We start from the raw sequence: 18,887 nt of genomic DNA on the forward strand, positions 1-18,887 counted from the left end.
CCTGGCAAGCGTTTACTCATTTTCGCATTCAGCATGAAACTGAACGCCTTTATCCACACCGAAACCTACTCGGTGCAGTCGATTGGCCCCTGTTTGCTTGAGTTAGAGCGCGAGACCGGTTACGCCCTTAGCCTTATTACTTAGCCCCACAGCTGTGAATGCCCAAGCACCTGAGGTTACTGAAACGACTGTAGATAATACAATTCTTCCCCGAGTTGGGGTTGATTTCAATGCCCCGCGCAATGGCGATGATGAACGCAGCTTTGGTCGAGTGACTGGCTTTGTTCCCCTATGGCAAACCCCTGGGCATGGGTTAACGTTTTTAGATACGGCTGTCCGTCTCAATAGCACGGGTGAACTGGGGGGCACAGTCACCGTCGGACAACGTTTTTTGCAGGGTGATGTGGTGCTGGGTGGATATCTTTCCTATGATATTCGTGATACTGGCAATAATACATTTAACCAGCTTGGCTTGGGTGTGGAAGCCTTTGGCGAACTGTGGGACATTCACCTGAACGGCTATTTACCGGTAGGTAATACTCAGGATTCAGTCGGTAGTAGTGGTAGCAGTACGAGCCAGATAACCGATACACAGTTTCAAGGGAATCAACTGGTCTTCATAACAGCAGGTGGTGGTTCAGAGTTTCTGGAGAGCGCTTGGGGCGGTGTTGACTTGGATGCCGGGATGCAGCTGGCCGACTGGGATGACTGGGGGCAACTCTGGGGCTACGGTGGAGTTTACTATCACGGAGATGCCATCGGCGGACGTCTGCGAGTCGATCATCGGGTCCAGGACTGGATGCGTCTGGGTTTAGGCGTGCAAAGTGACGATAACTTTGGCACTCGAGGGTTCTTTTCGATCGGCTTTAACTGGGGCGGAGGAAACCGTGACAGCTCCGATAGTGGGTCACTATGGGCACGGGCATCGGAAAGTGTTACTCGCAACAGTTCCATCGTCGTCAAAGAAAGTGAAGTGGTAACCTCAGTAGACAGTATTGAAGTTGCTATTAACCCAGCGACAGGGCAAGCCTACAATTTTCAACATGTCATTCCTAATGCCACATCTACAGCAGGGAATGGCACTATCGAAAATCCTACAGCGAATGTTAATTTGCTCAACCCCCAAGCGGGTGACATCATTTATGTCAGGCAGGGGGATAGTCGCACCAATCCACTAGCTCCCTTTACCGTGCCAGCAGGTGTAGTGGCGATTTCGGATGCGAACTTAGAAACCATTGCGACTCAGGCCGGGAATGTGACCTTACCCGGATCAGGCACGGGCATTTTACCCCTGGTGGATGCCACGGGTAGTGATGTTGGCATTACTCTCACGGGTGGAAACAATCGTCTCTCTGGGTTTGAGATCGCTGGAGCGACCGATGTCAATATTTTTGTCGATAGTTCTGATAATGCATTAGTAGAAAACAATTTTAGCCGTGACGATCTGGATGATGGGATTGAGATCTTTAATTCCAGCAATGTGACATTGCTCAGTAACATCTTTATTAACAGTGGTGATGATGCCATAGATATCAAAAACTCAGCCAATGCAGTCATTAGTAACAATACGATTAGTGGCAGTAATGACGACGGCATAGATATCATTATGTCAGCCAGTCCAGTTATCAGTGGCAACACCTTTAGTGATATTGGTGACGATGCTATAGATTTTGCAAATTCCGACAATGCATTGATTCAGAACAATACCATCACTAACGCTTTTGACTCAGGTATTGAGCTGGCTAGATCAGCCAATGCAACAATAGAAGGCAATTCCATGGATGGGGGTAACTTTGGCGTATTTGCTGAGGAATCGGACAATACACTGATTCAGAACAATACCATCAGTAATAGTGGTAGCGGTGCTATTTTTGTGCTTGATAGTGAGTCCATCTCGATTCAAAACAACCAGGCAACAAACACGGCGACTGACGTCACTAATAATGGTATTGTCGGGGCTATTTTCCTACGGGAAGTGGTTGGTACAACTGATATCAGCGGCAACACGGTTACGGGTACCACTGGCACCAATGAATTTGATGGTCAGGGGATTGTGATCGGCAACTCCACAGGAGATATTGCTCTAACGATCGAGGACAATGATGTTAATAACAACCAAGGCGACGGCATTGGCATTGCCCTGGTTGATGTATTCACCACTGGCCCTGGGAATGCTACGGCTGACATTACCGTTACCAATAATAGAATTGGCAACAATGGCGTAGCCGCTCCTTTGCGGGGAGATGGCATCAGGATAACGGTAGAAGAAGATAGTGTTGTCAATAGTCTTTTAATTGAAGACAATACACTGACCGGCAACTTGGATGACGGTATTGATATCAGCGCAGGCTTGGCTCAATTATTGACCATCATAGCGCCCGATCCTAATATTTCCAGCAGTAATGCTCAAATCCTAAATGCCGTGATTCGAAATAATGAGGTCACTGACAGTTTAAACGGACAAGGGATACTCTTACGCAGCTTCGGAGATAATAGCAACATCGTGATTTCTGTCGAAAGTAACACCCTGACTAACAATACGTTGGGAGGTCTGCAAGCAACATCGACCGACAGCAATGGTGTCCCTGAAACTACGTTATGTCTGGCTCTCAACAACAATACTAGCGATGGTGATTATACGCTGACTGAAACCGTTTCCATGTTGCCTATAACGGCTAGCAACTTCACTGTGGTCAATCGGGATGGAGTGGCTGGTGCGAATACGGGGACGGTAATATTCAGTCCGGTAATTGGTGGTTTTGGCACTGTTGCTAACATTGCTGCTTGTCCGTAGCTGGCTGGTGCGCTTTTCGGTAGCACTTTTCATGGCATCTGAGATTGGTGAGAGGTTACCAACTCAAAGCGGGACGTTTTCCCAGGGATAGTATTCAGAAGTCAGGAGCCAGGAATCAGGGCCTCGCTGGCTTCTGTCCCCTGATTCCCCACCTAGCCAGGATTCTCCGGCTTAAGTTGATACCCTGGTAGGACTTTCCCAGATTCACCCATAGAATGATCTGCCACTGGAGTAGATCATTCTATGGGCAAGATTATTGGTCTAAACTCCAGATGCCATGACTCTCCCTAACACAGAAAATGCTCTATGGCTGATAACAGCCATAGAGCATTTTTGATATTACATCGTGGCTCGGGCAAAGGTGGCTCAAGCAAATGAAGCTCGGCGTTGAAACTTAGACGGAAACCTTAGATACCCATTCTTGAACGAATGCGATCGCAGTTTCCAACCAGCTGCAACCAATGAAGTTGCAAATTTCAATAGTCGCCAGCAACATAAGGGTATTCATAAATCAGTTCTCCAAAACCATCAGCTACAACTACGCCACAGAACAGGGGCTTACAGATAGAGACTGGTAAAGATCCGATGAAGTTCTGGCAAGGATTCCACCAGAATTTGCGCTGATTTTTCGGAACCTAGGGGCCCACCATACAGGCCAAGGGAAACAGCACATATTCGAGGAAAAATAATCGCCAAATAAATTGATAGAAGTGAGTAATCTGGGATTTTTCCTGCAAATTAACCCGACGGCTCATCCACCCCAGTAGCCCCAGCAGTCCACCATGGGTGACCACCAAAAATACGGGCTGCACCGATGGCAGTAGCCCCAGCAGCGTCAGCCCCAGCATCAAGCCATAGCAGAGGGTGAGCACCCCGAGGGACAGGCGGAATACATACCTGGCCCCCAAGCGCACCGTCAGGGTGCGGACCTGAAACCGGCGGTCCCCTTCTAGGTCGGGGATGTCTTTGAAGATTGCGATCGCAATCGAAAACACCACCACAAACACCGTCAGCGCCCACACCTCGGGGGGAATGGCCTGCCATGGTATAGATTCCGGACTTAACACCTGGCGAAAATGGGTAAAAAAGCCCAAATTCACAATCACCCCCCGCACCCCAAAAATACACAGCGCCGCCCAAAAGGGAAATCGCTTCAGCCGCAGTGGCGGCACAGAATACACCGTACCGATGGCCATGCTCAGGGCCACCGTGAGCCATAAAATGGGCCCCTGTAATGCTGCCAGCACCAAGGCTGCCCCCCCCAGCGCCGCCACAATCCAACGCCCCATAGATACGGAAAACGCACCGGAGGCCAGGGGTAAATGGGGTTTGTTAATCCGGTCAATGGCAATGTCGGTGAGCTGGTTGAGACCCACAATGTACACATTGGCACAGAGGCTAGGTACCAGGGCCGCCACCATGGCTCCGAATAGAGTCAGCGGATTCACTAGAACTCTTGCGGTGTCTGGAGTCAGTACCCAGGCCATGACCCCTAGGGCCCCCAGACTCAGCGTGGTACCCACAATGGTATGGGGTCGGGAAAATGCCCATAGGGAACGCAGCCAGCGACGCCAGGAAAAAGGATTATGGGGTCCATAATGATGGAGCCGCTGAGGTTTTCCGCTTGTTAGTCGATCTCTCGCCATAGCTTTACGGTTGCCCCCCGGCCTCTGGCTCTCCGGCCTCTGGCCCTCTGTCCAGAGGCGCAATCGGTTGATCGCTAATCTGCTTCACCCCCGTCAACAAGCCATAGCGAATCAGCCCTGTCCGATACCCCTCCATCATCAACGGAATTGCCATCGCCCCCTCCACGGTTCGCCAACCCGCCGTCACAATGCCCCAGAGCACCTGGGGGTTGAGGGCCGACTTCACCACATCCTGCCAAAAGGGAGCCACGGCCTCGGACCAGTCCGCTGTTTTCAACTCCCCCAGGGGCAGATCCTGGGCCAGGGCGGCATATTCCGGCAGGGAAATGACATAGGGCAAATGGTAGAGCCGATAGATCTGGGCCAGATGGTCCTGCTCTGGGGCCGTCAGGGGCGGGGTGGGGGGACGGTGGCACCAGGTAGCCACCAGCAGTCGGCCCCCCGGTTTGAGCACCCGACAACATTCCCGCAGAAACTGTCCCTTATCGGCCATGTGCTCACCACTTTCCAAGGACCAGACCAAATCAAAACTGTCGTCGGCAAAGGGCATGGCCAGAGCATCCGCCACCTGAAACTGCACATGGTCCCCCAGGCCAGCCGCATCCGCGCGGGCGGCGGCGCGGGCGGCCTGCACCGGGCTGAGGGTAATGCCCGTCGCTTGGGCTCGATATTTACTGGCCAGGTAGAGGGTACTGCCGCCAATGCCGCAGCCCACATCTAGAATTGTCTCGGGCGAGGACACTGGCTCATGGCCCCAGGCCAAGATTTTCTCAATTAAAAGCCGCTGGGCCTCCTGGGGGCTAGCCGTCCGGCTGTCGGGGCCATAGTAGCCGTGGTGCATATGCTCCCCCCACACCTGCTCCCACAGCTGGGACGATTCGTCATAGAACACCTGGATGCGTTTCGTAAACGAAGCTGGGGTGGTGCCAGCAGATGGGACGTTGTCAGTGGTTAACGGGGGCATGGCAGAAGATGGCAGGAGAGCAAGTGCTGCTGAAAGGGTAAGGCGTTTTGGGGCTTTCCCAAGTGTATTTCTAAATTTATTAAGACCTCCAAGACTGTTATTAAGGAAACGTGCAGTTCTGGAAAATCGCATTTACCCTAGCACCATGGGGAATTGGGTTCCTGAGTCCCCGCAGTGCCGCATCCACCGTCTATGTTCATATATGAAAATTGACCACATTCATTTCTTTGTTGAAGATGCGGCCTCTCAACGGGACTGGTTTGTCCAATCTTTGGGCTGGACATGGCTGAAACAGGCCACCTTGCCCGATCGAAATTTAGAGATTCTGGGCCATCGAGATACCCTATTCCTGCTGTCGTCGCCCCGCCGATCGGATAGTCCTGTCGCTCAGTATCTTCGTCACCATGGTCCGGGGGTGGCGGATGTGGCGGTTGAAGTGAACGATCTGGCCGCCGTATTACGCCGCTTAAAAATGTCTGACCTTCAGAATTCTGTTCAGGACATTTCCAGCCCAGAAGATACCCGTTATCCAGGCCCCCAAACACCCAATTCTGCAGCCCCCCTCTGCCCCATTCTTACTCAACTGATCGATCTACCCCCCCACAGACCACCCTCTGCCTGGGCTAGCATCATCGGCTGGGGCAGCCTCCGCCATACCCTCATTCAGCGCCTCCCGACCCAGGAACAACCAGCCCAAAAGTCTCTCCCCCCAGTCTCCCAAGGAATCGATCACATTGTGCTCAACGTTCCCACGGGGGAGCTGCAGGCGGCGGCTAGCTTTTATCAGCAGCTGTTTGAGCTGCAGAAACAACAACAGTTTAATATCCAAACTGACCAGTCGGGCCTCCGCAGTCAGGTATTGTTTTCCCCCGCCAGTCAGCTCTATTTCAATATCAATGAGCCCACCTCCGTCAAATCGCAAATCCAGGCGTTTTTGGATGCTAATCGAGGAGCGGGGATTCAGCACATTGCCCTCCACAGTCAGCCCCTGGTGCCCACTATTACGACCCTGCGCCAGCGGGGGGTGCCGCTGCTGTCAGTGCCCATAACCTATTATGAACAGCTGCAACGGCGGTTGCGATCGCAGCCAGCCCCCCCCGTGCCTCCCCAAGAATGGCAACAGATTGTGGAGCAACAAATCTTGATCGACTGGCAACCCCAACAACCCCAGTCACTGCTGCTGCAAATCTTTTCCCAGCCCATCTTCCCCGACCACCATTTTTTCTTCGAATTTATTGAACGCCGCCAAGCGGTCCAGGGGTTTGGGGAAGGTAATTTCTTGGCCCTTTACCAAGCCATTGAGGCCATGGAAAAGGGGATGGGAAACGTGGAGGCAAAATTACCATGACCCAGCCTATCCCCAGCCCGACTCCCCGGCCCACACCGCACGGTGGCTATCACTGGAACGGCAGACAACAACCCTTTTTTGAAGGCTGGTACTATCGCCTCACCCTACCCCCGGCCCAGGGCAACCAAACCATTGCCTTTATGTATTCCTTGCAGGATCCCGCCAGCCCGAGTACCGCCAGCGGTGGGGCGGTACAAATTTTAGGACCGGACGAGCAGTATTTTTGTCGCTCCCTACCAGACGTTTCCCAGTTTTGGGCCTGGAAATATAAGCTGGGCCATGGCCATCATCGCCACAGCCCCAGTCATCCAGGCCATAATTCCCATGGTCCCATCACCGCCAGCTACCGCGCCACTGAAGGCTGCCGCCCGACAGAAGGCTACCAAGCCACCGCCACCCACCACAAAGGACAATTCTGGGACCCGTCTACCGATCGGACCGCCCGCTGGCATTACGCCCTAGAGCCGGTCTACAGCTGGGGAGCCCCCAACCAGCCCCAATCCACAGCGGGATGGCTGTCCCAGTTACAGATTTTTGAACCCGGTTGGCAAGTGCTCATGGCCCACGGCTGGGCCACGGGCTGGTTTGAATGGGTGGATGCCGCTGGTGTCAGCATCTATCGGTATGACTTTCAGCGAGTCCCCGCCTATGCCGAGAAAAACTGGGGTGGGGCCTTTCCAGAACGATGGTTTTGGCTACAGTGCAACGCCTTTGACCAAGAACCCGATTTAACCGTCACCTCCGGCGGCGGCATTCGCCAGGTGCTGGGCCACAGAGAATCTGTCGGCATGGTGGGCATTCATTATCGGGGACAGTTCCATGAGTTTGTCCCTTGGACGGGAAAAGTCTCTTGGCGGGTAGCACCCTGGGGGAGTTGGCACGTGTGGGCCGAAGGCCGGACTTATGCGGTGGAGCTAGTGGGCAAAACAGCATTGCCGGGACTACCCATCCGAGTCCCCACGGCAACTGGATTAGAGTTTTTGTGTCGGGACACCACCCAAGGTGAGCTATGGCTCAATCTTTGGCGAAAACAGGGCCATACCCGTCAACGGATTCTCAGGGCCTACAGTCCACAAGCTGGGTTAGAAATCGGGGGGCAGGACTGGAGCCAGGATTGGCAACAGGGCACCTAAAATTGCCCGAGTAAATGGACAGCCGACGGCTGGGATATTAGAGCCACCACTGAGGAACCACTTGATTCACCACCTGGCGGACGGTCTGATTCACCGCTCGGGCTGCTTGCATGTGGGGTTCATCCGGCACAATGGGGGTAATCTCCGCTGGTTTACCCATGCCAAGTAAATCCACCACCCGATTGGCGGCTTCTAACCCGGTTACATAGGCTTTTTCCTGGGACCATGAGCCATGGCGGGTGACAATCCAATCGCCGCTCATAAACACGTTGTCTAGGCTGGTTGTGCCGGGTAGCAGATAGCGATAGCTGCCCGGTGCAAAGTGGGTCACCCCCTGGGAGATTCTGACCACGGCGTGATCGACTACCTTAGCCTGGCCAAAGGCGGGCAGACAACCGGCCAAATCTTTCTGGGTGAGGCCGACTACCTGTGCATCGCTGAGGGACAGAAGTTGATTCGCATGGTAGTAGTCCACCTCGATGACGCTACCGGGTTCGTCCTTGTACTCATCATGGAGGGCATTCAGGTCAAAAAATGTCCAGCCAGTGGTTTGATGGAAGCCAAAGCAGGCATTGGACGGTAGCGGCACTTCCACCTTGCGGTCAAACCACAGACGGGTGGCCAGCACATCCACCCCGCCCAGGTTTTGTAAATCCCTAAATTCGGTGCGATCGCGCAACTGCTCACTCCCTGCCACAATCTTCTTCATACCGGTAATACCCACGGCAAAAATCACCGCATCGGCCTCAAATGTCTGATCATTCCCTAGACCGGAGCACACCACCCCAGTCACCCGGTTATGCTCTACCTGCACATCACTCACCCGCTGATTGGCTAGCACCTGCCCCCCCAGGGCTTCAATTTTCTCCACCCAGGGCCGAAAGATCATCTCCCCCACCGTGCCCCGACACCAGCGCACATCAAAGTCGGGCTGGTGGGCCAAAATAAAGTAGTACAACATGCCGATGGCCGCCGCCGCCGAACATTGCTCCCCCGGCGCAAAGAGTCCCACCAGTAACATCGGCTCAAAGGCATCCCGATACAGCCGTTCCGATACACCATATTGCCTAAACAGCTCCCGCGCACTCATGCCGTCATAGCGCTTCCAGGCCTCGTCAGAATTATCAAAGTCCACCACCGCATAGAGCAACGGCAGCGCCGACAGCCGATCCACCAGGGGCAGCCGCTTAAACTGGGTATAGACAAAGGTGCCCAGGGGACTGGGCAGGTAGGGCATGGCCTGGAACAGGGGCGACTCCACCTCTAAACCTGCCGGGGAATATTGGGAGGACCGGGTGTAGGGGGTGAAGGGTTGCAGGCCCAGCTCATCCACCAGGGAAAAAATATTGTTGTAGGGATACCAAAAGCCGTGGATGCCTGCCTCTACGGAACGTCCGCCGGGGGTTTTCCAACCTGCCACCAGGCCACCGGGCTGGGGTCCGGCCTCCAGCAACGTCACCTCGTAACCCTGTTTGGCTAAATGATAGGCGGCCCCCAGTCCGGCCCAACCAGCGCCGACGACAATGACTTTTTTCTGATTGGCGATGGGGCTCATGGACTGGCTCGATAGATTACATTTATCCGGATATTCTACATAGATTTTAAAGAAATCACCCCCAAAGGTACTGCCAATGAGGAACCGAGCCGCCACATTGTAAACAGAGCGCGTGAGGGTATTATGCTGGCAAAAGTTTCAGAACAACGGATGCATGCTGTTCGATGGGTCTTGATCCTAGCCTGGGGCCTATTAATTCTGTCTCTATTTTATGATCCAATTTCTCCTGGGCTGACGGACCCGAACCATGGCTGGAGTTTCCTGAAAGATCACACCCTGGAGATGGCCCAAGACCCTAGTCGGTGTATTAAGGTGCAGGATGCCTGTGTGCCCCTGGCCTCTTCCTATGCCATTGGGGCGCGGATCTTTTGGGGCATGGTGGTCCCCTGCGGCATCTTTATTGTCTTTGTCTTTGGCCATGAAACCTGGCGGCGGATCTGTCCGTTATATTTCTTTTCCCAAATTCCACGGGCCTTGGGCATTCCCCCTCGGACATCGATTACGTCTTTCCCTTGGTTAGAACGCAATCACCTCTACCTCCAGTTTGGCCTCTTCTTTTTGGGCCTCAATGGCCGCATTCTGTTGGTCAATTCTGTACGGCCCATCCTGGGGTCATTTTTGGTACTCACCCTTCTCAGCTCAGCAGGGGTAGTGTGGCTATTGGGGGGCCGCAGCTGGTGTCACTATGTGTGTCCCTTTGGCATGGTACAAACCGTGTTCACGGGACCCCGTGGACTGTTGGATAGTCAGGCCCATCGGTCAGTACCGAAGAGTTTGACCCAGTCCATGTGTCGCACCGTAGAGAGGACGGTAGAAAAGACCGTAGATGGGGCCGTGGATGGGTTGGGAAAGGTGGCCAGCAAGGAGAAAAGTGCCTGTATCTCCTGCAAAGCTTCCTGCATGGATATTGATAGTGAGAAGGCTTACTGGGACCATCTCCAGAAACCGGGACGGCGCTTGGTGCAGTATGGCTACCTGGGCCTAGTGGTGGGTTACTTTCTTTATTATCGGTTCTATGCCGGTAATTTTGACTATTATTTTTCCGGCGTTTGGAGCCATGAACTAGGGGCGTTGGAAAATCTCTGGAAGCCTGGTCTGTATTGGTTTGGAACAGCTTTGCCGATGCCCAAGGTGGTGGCGGCTCCGTGGGTGTTGGCTGGGTTTGCGATCGCAACCTTCTACGGCGGCACCCAGCTCGAAAAACGCTACCGGGGATATCTCAAGCAAGACTTTCCCCACCTCGGCCCAGAACAAAGCCAGCACCGCCTCTTCTCCATCTGCACCTTTCTCGCCTTCAACATTTTCTTCATCTACGGCGGTCGTCCAGAAATCAACCGCTGGCCCCTAGCCTGCCAATTCGCCTTCCAGACCGTGGTCGCCTGCGTCAGCGCCATCTGGCTCTATAGAACCTGGCAACGCAGCCCTGAACAATACCTACGGGAAAGCCTAGCCGACAAACTAAAACGGCAACTGGCTAAACTCCCAGCAGAGTTGTTAACCCCCTTAATCAGTTGTTCCATCGATCAACTCAGTGCTGATGAAATCTATGTCCTCGCTAAAACATTGCCCCATACGGCCCAGTATAATCGCCAAAAACTCTACCAAGGTGTACTCCAAGAAACCCTAGCCGCCGAACAGGTCAACTCAGCCAATAGTTTGATGCGGTTACACTATCTACAACAACAGTTAGAAATTACACCTCAGCAGCATTATGACCTGTTGGCCGAATTGAATAGTCAGGCTACTGGTGTACCACAGTCAATCCACCCGATCTCGCCACCGTTACCTCGCACAGCGCTGAGGCAAGGCTCGCCCCAGCAACGAACCCTAATGCGAGGAGAAAAAGATTCTCCCTAGCAAGCTCCAACAGCTCTCTTTTTCTGGGCTTCTATGTGAAAGGTAATGAACCAAAAGGTGGTGCCGGCCTTGGAGTAGCCCTCATCCTAAATCCTTCTCCCTGGGGGAGAAGGACTTTGAGGCAAGACTCCCCTTCTCCCTGGGGAGAAGGACTTTGAGGCAAGACTCCCCTTCTCCCTGGGGAGAAGGGGTTGGGGGATGTAGAGCTTGCTCTTCTCGCAGAGTGGGCTCGAAACCTAGAACCACTTTCCAACTCATGTATACCCGCTAGTCCCCCCTGAAAGTGGTTCCGGCCTTGGAGTAGCCCTCATCCTAAATCCTTCTCCCTGGGGGAGAAGGACTTTGAGGCAAGACCCCCCTTCTCCCCAGGGAGAAGGGGTTGGGGGATGAGGGCCCGAAACCTAGAACCACTTTCCAACCCATATATCCCCGCTAGTCCCCCTAAAAAAACTTACCAACACCCCTAACACTCCCCCCGTTCCTGCAGATCTACCCATCTATCGTCATGCTAAAACTCAAAGTCATCAACCAAGCCACCAACGAATTCTACGAAAGCCACCTCCAACCCAAACAAACCAATACTCTAGAATGCCTCATCGGCCGTCACCCCAGCTGCGATCTCGTCCTAGATGGCCCCACCGTCAGCCGTATCCATGGCCGTATCCTATTCCAAGGCCACCATTGTTATTTCTCCGACCTCGGTAGCACCGACGGCTCCCGCCTCAACAATGAAACCGTAGCTGTCAGCCAGTCCTATGCCCTAACCACCGATGACGTCATCCGTCTAGGAGAGTTTACCCTACTGGTGGAATCCATTGAGCAGGCCAAGCCCCCCATCCTGACGCCAGCCCCAGACAAAATGACGGTGCAATGTATCCAAATCATCCAGGAGACCAGCGATGTCAAAACATTTCGCTTTCGGGCAGAACCGGCGCAGCTGTTTGACTATAAACCGGGCCAATTTGTTACCCTCAAGCTCAATATTGACGGTCAACCCGTCAACCGCTCCTATTCGATTTCATCCAGCCCGGCTCGGCCCCACATCCTAGAAATTACCGTCAAGCGGGTGCCCGCTGCCGAAGACGGCATTCCCCCTGGTCTCGTCTCCAACTGGTTGCACGATCATCTCACAGTGGGTGATACCGTCGACATGCAAGGTCCATTTGGTCAGTTTAACTGCATCGACCATCCGGCAGACAAGTATTTGCTAGTTTCGGCGGGCAGTGGCATCACCCCCATGATGTCCATGGCCCAGTGGCTATGGGATACGGGGTCCCCAGCCCAGATTGTCTTTATCCACAGTGCCCGCACCCCAGCGGACATTATTTGTCGGCAGCGGCTAGAGTTAATGGCCAGCCAAAATCCCCATATGGAATTGGCTTGGACCCTTACCCAACCAGCGACCGGTGTTCCCTGGAGTGGATATCGGGGTCGTTTGGGAGAGATTTTGCTCCAGGCAATTGTGCCAGATTATAAGCAGTTCACCACCTTTGTCTGTGGCCCCCAGGGGTTTATGGGCAGTACCAAGGCCCTGTTCAGCAGTCTAGGCTTTCCGATGGAGAATTACTTTGAAGAAAGTTTTGGCGGCACGAAAGCACGCAAATCAGTTGCGTCCAAGCAAGCTGCGCCCCAGCCAGCTTTCCAGCCAGCTTTCCAGCCAGCTTTAGAGGCCAAGCCTGCTGTGATTACCCAGCTTCAGGCACCGACAGCGGCACCGGCACCGGTTGTATCGGGTGAGCCCATGGTGGTGTTTGCGAAGTCCAACAAGGAGGTCAGCTGCGAGGTAGATGATTGTTTGCTAGATGTAGCGGAACAGGCTGGAATCGATCTGACCAGCGGCTGTCGCATGGGCAGCTGTGGGGTGTGTAAGCACCAACTCCTAGAGGGCGATGTGACCTACGAGGACGAGCCAGGTGGGTTGTCGGATTGCGATCGCAAACAGGGACAAGTATTAGTCTGTGTGGCACGCCCCGTGGGTCGAGTGGTGTTATCAGCCTAGGTAGCGAACCTAGGCCACTTTCAGAGCTTCGCTCAACACCAGCCGAGCCAACGGGGATTTCCCCCCTAAACCACGGTGGACCGCTTCAAATGCCTTCAAAACCGTCGATTTATGCCTAGCATCCTGAATGTTCTCAGCGGCCAGCAGCCCTTCCGTCAATATAATCTGGGCAAATTGCTTATCTTCCAGTTGGCCAGCAGCGTCGGCCACATCGCTCAGGGCCGACGCCTTAGCCCAGTTATCCTGAATCGCTTTGGCAGCGGCCAGGGCATCGTCTAACGCAGTGCAGGACAGAGGCTGATCGCCTATCTTGGCATAGGCCGTAGCAATCTGACTCAACACCGCCGACTTGGCCCCATTGCCCTGAATAGCTTGGGCAATTTCAAACACCTCACCCAACATAGCCTGGGCCGATTGCCGATCGGTCAATTGACTAGCAGCGATGGTAATCTCACCCAACACCGTTGACTGAGTCCAGTCTCCCTGAATCGCTTTGGCAGCCTGGATTGCCTCGCTTAAAACAACCTTAGTCAACCGCTCTTTCTCTGATCCACCAGACATAATAACAACCGCTTGCAACAGAAATAACCGGTATGATGCAACCCCTTTCCCTTGATGCCCAAGATTCAACCTATTAGAAAACCCATTAGATAGAGACCCATCCCGACCCATGGAGATATTATATCAACCCCAAGAACTCAGTATGTTTTGAGCCGCCATTAGGCTGACAGGCTGGGCCAGCCATTATAAATTGGTGAACAACTCCGTACAAGACCGTGGTTTTTTGGTATCGACTTACACCTGAAGAAACCAAAAAACAATCAATTTAAGCTAGCAAGAAGATAGGCCAACCAAGGAAAAATCATATTTCTGGTTTCCACTTTTATCGACCCTTTATAAATCCCCTGCTCATGTACTGACATCCCTACGGATTGACCGCGAATATGCCATCCCCTCAACTCGGTAAAAAAAATTCTATTGGTTGATGCTTTTCAGTACCCGTATTTTGTCCAGCGGACAATGGCGAGCATGTATGTTTGACAGCTATAGCGGTTCCACCCCACTCACTAACCCCAACAAAGGTCCCATCTGCTCCTGGCCATTCAGGGCCAGCTCACTGTGACATAGATAAAGTCTCTCCGTCGTCCGTCCCAATAAGTCTCGCAAAATTCTCTCCAACCGCGCTTCATGCATCGTCTCCGTATCCAGTGCCGTCACTGGCCGCTCCGGCCAATCGCTCAAAAACACCTCCGCCCCAAACAGTTCATCTCGCCCCGTCAGCCAGCGGGGAGACCCGGCATCTAACCAAAACTGCCAACGATGGGTCAGCCGCTGGGCCCGATACTGAAATACCGTGGCCAGGGTCACCCCCTGACGCTCCCCATCCAGAGATCTCGCCGGATAGGGATTGGCCGACACCGTCCCCCGCTGCAGTAACCGAATAAATCGCCCCACAGGACTTAGGGAATTTTCCCCTGGCATCCCCCCATACAAATCCAACCGCTGCTCCACTTCCCAAAAGTACTGGGCCGTTTCCATCAGTTCCCTCAGGGCCGATAGCTGGTCGGTGGGTAAATAGTTGCCGCGCCACAAGAAATGCTGCACCGCCCGATCCAACATAATCACCGGATTGATCGGATAACGCTGCTGTTGTTTCTTTTGTTCGCCGAGCCAGTCCAAAATGCGACGGTAGGCCGCTGTTGCCTGGTGCCCCAGTCGGTCCCAACGGGGAAAGTTCTCCACCGGTAACAATCGGGGGTGCTCCACGTCTGGCACAAAGCAATGGTCAGCGATCAATTCCGAGCGCACCGGGTCAATGTGGGTCAGGTCAAACCAGGGCAGACTGGCTTCGGTATCTGGGGTTTGGCTTAGCACCACCAACATTTCGGCTACGGCATCGCGGCTGACCAGTCGTCCCAACCCCGGATAAATCAGCGATAGCAACGTCAGTAGAGATCTCACAAACGGCGAACTATTTAAAGGTCGCTGATCTTTTAGGGAGGCGACAACAATTCCTTGTTGGCTGAGAATCTCGATCAGGCTGTAGCGGGCAATGGCATCTAAACCAGGGCCAATCACCGCAATGTCTGAGGGAGCAACCAATTCCCGGTGGACGACATCGACAATAAAGTCCGCTGTCTGTCGCAGCATTTTGCCTCGGGTGGTAGCGGTGATTAGCTGCACCTGCTCGGGCAGTTTTGTTACGGCCAAGGGGTCCTGCACCCACCGCACCACATCATCGGCCATGGCATAGCCCAGGCTGTCGACATTAGGATGGCTTAGCGGCAATCGCTCACACCCCTCTGCCAAGACTAGGGTGGCGGTTGGGTCAGCGCCCACGCCAAGGCGCACTTGGCCCCTAGGGTTGTAGGTAAAGACTTGGGGGCGTTGGGCGGTTTTGAAGACTTGGAAAAGGGGGGTTGCGATCGCACTATACTCATCCACATCATCGGCAGCCGTCCCGGCAAACCGGTCCAGCAGCTGGGCCTGATACTGAGCTAAGGGCAACAAATACCGCCAGTACAGCTGCGTCATTAACCCATAGGTGAGAAATCCCCGCTCCAAACACCAGGCTTGCCACTGTAATAGTGCGGCCCCCATGGCTGCCCACGTATCCGTTGGCACCAGGTTCGGCATCATTCCCTGCCGCAGCCGTTGGGTAATCTCTTCGGTGGGAATACCTGCCGATGCCGCCAGCTGTAATAAGTCCAAAGCCCGTCGCACCATCTGGGACTCTGGCCAGCCTTCTACTTTCAGCTCACTGGCTAACCGGGGTTCCCACAGTTGCAGGGCCAGCAGTTGCTCATTCTCCGGCCGCAGCTTGAGGGGAAACTGGGCCTTCAGTGCCAAAGATTCCACCAACAAAGGCCAAAAAAGAATCACTTCGTTCTGGATAAAGCCCGCTGGGGTGGTGGTGGTGTAAGGCACCTGGTCTTGAATCGTGGCCGCTAGCCGTTGGGCCAGCACCAGGCGATTATCGCCATTGGCGGCAAACACCAGCCAGGGGCGTTCCGCCAGGGCCGACTGCTGCGATAGCCAGTCAATTAACCGCTGGGTTTTGCCACTGCGGGTAGGTCCGGTAATCCATATGGACGTCATGGCCACTTCAGACATGTCTGCTTAAAGGCAATGGATGCAACGCCCGATGATAGCTCAGTTTTGATCGCATCCCAAGTATCCGTTGGCACCCAATACAGTATCTGACGACTATTACCTGATGCGGAAAACCCAGAATCCCCTAGCTCATAACATCGCCGAGTTCACAGGCCGACTCAGCACCACCAACATTCAACGCCAACATAGATTAAAACCAACGCAAAAAGAGGCCCGAAAGTTTCGGGCCTCTTTCGAGCAACCAATGATTAAGACACTACTAGAGGTGGCCAAATACTCGGACCTAGTTGACTAAGAAATGACCGTTGTTAACGCCACCAGGCCAACCACCAGAGCCGTACTCACAACACCCAAAATGACGTAGTTACGCTTTTCTTGCGACGTTGGGGGTTCAGCCTCATACATCTTGGGCTCGGAAGCAAAGTTGTTAAGACGTCCACCTTCTTCAGTGGTGTATGGCATAGGTATAAACTCTTATGGCGCGATTAATTTTATCTTAGCAAAGCTTGATAAAGTTTAATAAAATTATTTATCGTATTCAAAATATTCTGCAGTCCTGACCCGCAGCAGCCCAGATTTGACTTGATTTGATGTTTCCGAGGCAGCTGATCCCATATGCCATGTAGTCGATTGAGAAGGTCTGCATAAACAAGCATCCTGGGGCACCCCGGATAAATAGACCGTTAGGGACGTGGTGGCCATTTGCAGGGAGACCCTGCCTCCACCCCCTCGGGAGGCTCCTCGGGAGGCCCCGAGGGGGATCTAGATAGACATTCTAAGGTGGTGATACTAAGCTGCAAATGCTAGATCTGAGATAACGATATCGTTTACGCAAACAACTAGTTATCCCTTTATGCATTTCTCCCGCAGAAGCGTTTTGCGATCGCTCAGCGCCCTGGCCGCCGCGAGCACCCTGCCCCTCAATGCCAAACCCGCCCTGGCCGATAATAATCCCGGTCATGTAATTATTGTTGGCGCCGGTCTAGCCGGTCTAACCGCCGCCTATGAACTGCAAAAAATGGGCTGGAAAGTGACGGTATTAGAGGCGCGCGATCGCATCGGTGGTCGCATCATCACCCTGCGCTCACCCTTTAGCGCCAACCAATACGCCGAGGGCGGTGGCGAATTCATCGACAGCCTCCAAGTCCATCGCCAAATGCATCACTATATCCAGAAATTTGGCCTCAAGCTGGATCGGGTCATTAGCCCCACCCAACAAGGCTCCTATTATCTGGAGGGGCAAAGTCTAGCCTATAGCGATCGTGCGCTAGCCAAAACCTTTGGCTCCAACGTCAGACAGGACGAAAATCGATTTTGGACCGAACTAGCAACCCTGGCCAAAACCATCACCGATCTAGACCATCCAGAACTAGCCGCAAATGCCACTGCCCTGGATAACATCATCTTGTCTCGCTGGATAGACGACCTACACCAGGTGCCCATGGCCCGTACCCTGGTTGCCCAATACCTGCGGGCAGAACACGACGACCCAGAATGGTTATCCCTGTTTTTTTTAGCACAACAAACCGCCCTCTATGACCGCATCCCCGATGAACGGGAAGAAATGTATCGCATCCGTGGCGGCAACTCTCAACTCCCCCAGGCCTTTGCCAAAGCACTACGACAGCCAGTCACCCTAAACGCCCCCGTAACTGAAGTAAAACAAACACCTCTAGGGGTGCAAATCACCCATGCCAATGGTCAGGTTTCCGGCGACTATGCCATCATCGCAACACCGCTACCCCCATTGAGAACGGTACGATTTGAACCAGCCCTAACCACAGAACTGCAACAGGCCATTGCCGAACTCAACTACGGCTCCCATGTGAAAGTTATCAGCCAATTTAGCCATCGTTTCTGGCAACATCAACAGGCCCATCCACCCATCGTTACCGATTTACCCATGGGCTTTGTCAGCGAACCCACGGCCCACCAAACCGGCAAACCCGGCATCTTAACCGCCTATGTATCGGGAAAATATGGACGACAGCTAGGCGCAATGGCAGAACAGCCCCGCATCCAAAACGTCCTCTCCCAACTGTCAGAAATCTATCCCGATAGTTATCCTCACAGTGACACCTCCCCCATCTCAGCCACATCCATCGTCTGGGCACAAGACCCATGGGTCAGGGGATCCTACTCCGCCTATGGCCCCGGTCAACTCACCACCCTATGGCCTGCCCTACGTCGTCCCTACGGCCGTCTACTCTTTGCCGGAGAACATACAGATACGTACATCGGCTACATGGAAGGTGCGGTCCGCAGTGGCCAGAGAGTGGCATCAATCTTACAGAACAAAGCAACTCTTTAGTTTCGCCACGGGAGTGGGGGGATAGTCTGCCGTTACCTACAGACGCAATTCATGGCTCGAAATGGGCTCGAAATGTTTGTAGCGAGACCTGGGTCAATTCCCCACAGGTTATGGCCGGATATCCAAGAGGTTATTGGGTTGAGCCTAGTTGCGACTATAAGGCGAA

General features: G+C 53.6%; 12 protein-coding genes. 6 read left to right on the forward strand and 6 right to left on the reverse strand.

The window, feature by feature from the left end; translation table 11 throughout:
• Positions 1 to 154 precede the first annotated feature (154 nt).
• Positions 155 to 2,794, forward strand: a complete 2,640-nt coding sequence (locus VB741_RS19200) for a right-handed parallel beta-helix repeat-containing protein (RefSeq protein ID WP_323366812.1) — start codon at positions 155 to 157, stop codon at positions 2,792 to 2,794.
• Positions 2,795 to 3,429: 635 nt separating this feature from the next.
• Here VB741_RS19200 and VB741_RS19205 read toward each other — a convergent pair.
• A complete protein-coding gene (locus VB741_RS19205) occupies positions 3,430 to 4,440 on the reverse strand; it encodes a homogentisate phytyltransferase (protein ID WP_323366813.1) in 1,011 nt (336 codons plus the stop codon).
• Between the two features lie 4 nt (positions 4,441 to 4,444).
• Positions 4,445 to 5,404 carry a methyltransferase domain-containing protein gene (locus tag VB741_RS19210; RefSeq protein WP_323366814.1) on the reverse strand — a complete coding sequence of 320 codons (960 nt, stop codon included), beginning with the start codon at positions 5,402 to 5,404 and terminating at the stop codon, positions 4,445 to 4,447.
• Positions 5,405 to 5,549: 145 nt separating this feature from the next.
• Here VB741_RS19210 and VB741_RS19215 point away from each other — a divergent pair, with 145 nt between their 5' ends.
• Positions 5,550 to 6,752 (forward strand): 4-hydroxyphenylpyruvate dioxygenase family protein, encoded by a 1,203-nt coding sequence (locus VB741_RS19215; RefSeq protein WP_323366815.1) that lies wholly within the window; start codon positions 5,550 to 5,552, stop codon positions 6,750 to 6,752.
• Positions 6,749 to 7,885, forward strand: coding sequence for a tocopherol cyclase family protein (locus VB741_RS19220; RefSeq protein ID WP_323366816.1), 1,137 nt, complete (start codon positions 6,749 to 6,751; stop codon positions 7,883 to 7,885). Before VB741_RS19215 ends, VB741_RS19220 begins: the two co-directional genes overlap by 4 nt.
• Positions 7,886 to 7,922: 37 nt before the next feature.
• Here VB741_RS19220 and VB741_RS19225 read toward each other — a convergent pair whose 3' ends face one another.
• Entirely contained in the window at positions 7,923 to 9,440 is a 1,518-nt protein-coding gene (locus VB741_RS19225; RefSeq protein ID WP_442786399.1) for an FAD-dependent oxidoreductase, read from the reverse strand.
• Between the two features lie 123 nt (positions 9,441 to 9,563).
• Between VB741_RS19225 and VB741_RS19230 the strand changes: the two genes are divergently transcribed.
• Both VB741_RS19230 and VB741_RS19235 read left to right on the forward strand, forming a co-directional pair.
• Entirely contained in the window at positions 9,564 to 11,297 is a 1,734-nt protein-coding gene (locus tag VB741_RS19230; RefSeq protein ID WP_323366818.1) for a 4Fe-4S binding protein, read from the forward strand.
• 505 nt (positions 11,298 to 11,802) lie between these two features.
• The gene (locus VB741_RS19235; RefSeq protein ID WP_323366819.1) at positions 11,803 to 13,296 is read left to right on the forward strand and encodes an FAD-binding oxidoreductase; all 1,494 of its coding nucleotides are present in this window, start codon (positions 11,803 to 11,805) and stop codon (positions 13,294 to 13,296) included.
• Positions 13,297 to 13,305: 9 nt separating this feature from the next.
• Here VB741_RS19235 and VB741_RS19240 read toward each other — a convergent pair whose 3' ends face one another.
• From VB741_RS19240 to psb34, 3 genes are all read right to left on the reverse strand, one after another.
• Positions 13,306 to 13,857 (reverse strand): hypothetical protein, encoded by a 552-nt coding sequence (locus VB741_RS19240; protein ID WP_323366820.1) that lies wholly within the window; start codon positions 13,855 to 13,857, stop codon positions 13,306 to 13,308.
• A gap of 483 nt (positions 13,858 to 14,340) precedes the next feature.
• Positions 14,341 to 16,395, reverse strand: a complete 2,055-nt coding sequence (locus VB741_RS19245) for a hypothetical protein (protein ID WP_323366821.1) — start codon at positions 16,393 to 16,395, stop codon at positions 14,341 to 14,343.
• A 306-nt stretch (positions 16,396 to 16,701) separates the two neighbouring features.
• Positions 16,702 to 16,872 (reverse strand): photosystem II assembly protein Psb34, encoded by a 171-nt coding sequence (gene psb34 / locus VB741_RS19250; RefSeq protein WP_323366822.1) that lies wholly within the window; start codon positions 16,870 to 16,872, stop codon positions 16,702 to 16,704.
• A 391-nt stretch (positions 16,873 to 17,263) separates the two neighbouring features.
• Here psb34 and VB741_RS19255 point away from each other — a divergent pair, with 391 nt between their 5' ends.
• Positions 17,264 to 18,721, forward strand: coding sequence for a flavin monoamine oxidase family protein (locus tag VB741_RS19255; protein WP_323366823.1), 1,458 nt, complete (start codon positions 17,264 to 17,266; stop codon positions 18,719 to 18,721).
• The last annotated feature ends 166 nt before the right edge of the window (positions 18,722 to 18,887 follow it).

The sequence above is a fragment of the Leptothoe sp. PORK10 BA2 genome, assembly GCF_034932105.1.
Lineage (GTDB): Bacteria > Cyanobacteriota > Cyanobacteriia > Phormidesmidales > Phormidesmidaceae > Leptothoe.

Bases quoted from the DNA above. Each gene is read 5' to 3' on its own strand.
- VB741_RS19230 (WP_323366818.1), top strand. From the start codon at position 9,564: ATGCTGGCAAAAGTTTCAGAACAACGGATGCATGCTGTTCGATGGGTC.
- VB741_RS19220 (WP_323366816.1), top strand. From the start codon at position 6,749: ATGACCCAGCCTATCCCCAGCCCGACTCCCCGGCCCACACCGCACGGT.
- psb34 (WP_323366822.1), bottom strand. From the start codon at position 16,872: ATGCCATACACCACTGAAGAAGGTGGACGTCTTAACAACTTTGCTTCC.
- VB741_RS19210 (WP_323366814.1), bottom strand. From the start codon at position 5,404: ATGCCCCCGTTAACCACTGACAACGTCCCATCTGCTGGCACCACCCCA.
- VB741_RS19225 (WP_442786399.1), bottom strand. From the start codon at position 9,440: ATGAGCCCCATCGCCAATCAGAAAAAAGTCATTGTCGTCGGCGCTGGT.
- VB741_RS19205 (WP_323366813.1), bottom strand. From the start codon at position 4,440: ATGGCGAGAGATCGACTAACAAGCGGAAAACCTCAGCGGCTCCATCAT.
- VB741_RS19215 (WP_323366815.1), top strand. From the start codon at position 5,550: ATGGGGAATTGGGTTCCTGAGTCCCCGCAGTGCCGCATCCACCGTCTA.
- VB741_RS19235 (WP_323366819.1), top strand. From the start codon at position 11,803: ATGCTAAAACTCAAAGTCATCAACCAAGCCACCAACGAATTCTACGAA.
- VB741_RS19240 (WP_323366820.1), bottom strand. From the start codon at position 13,857: ATGTCTGGTGGATCAGAGAAAGAGCGGTTGACTAAGGTTGTTTTAAGC.
- VB741_RS19245 (WP_323366821.1), bottom strand. From the start codon at position 16,395: ATGACGTCCATATGGATTACCGGACCTACCCGCAGTGGCAAAACCCAG.
- VB741_RS19255 (WP_323366823.1), top strand. From the start codon at position 17,264: ATGCATTTCTCCCGCAGAAGCGTTTTGCGATCGCTCAGCGCCCTGGCC.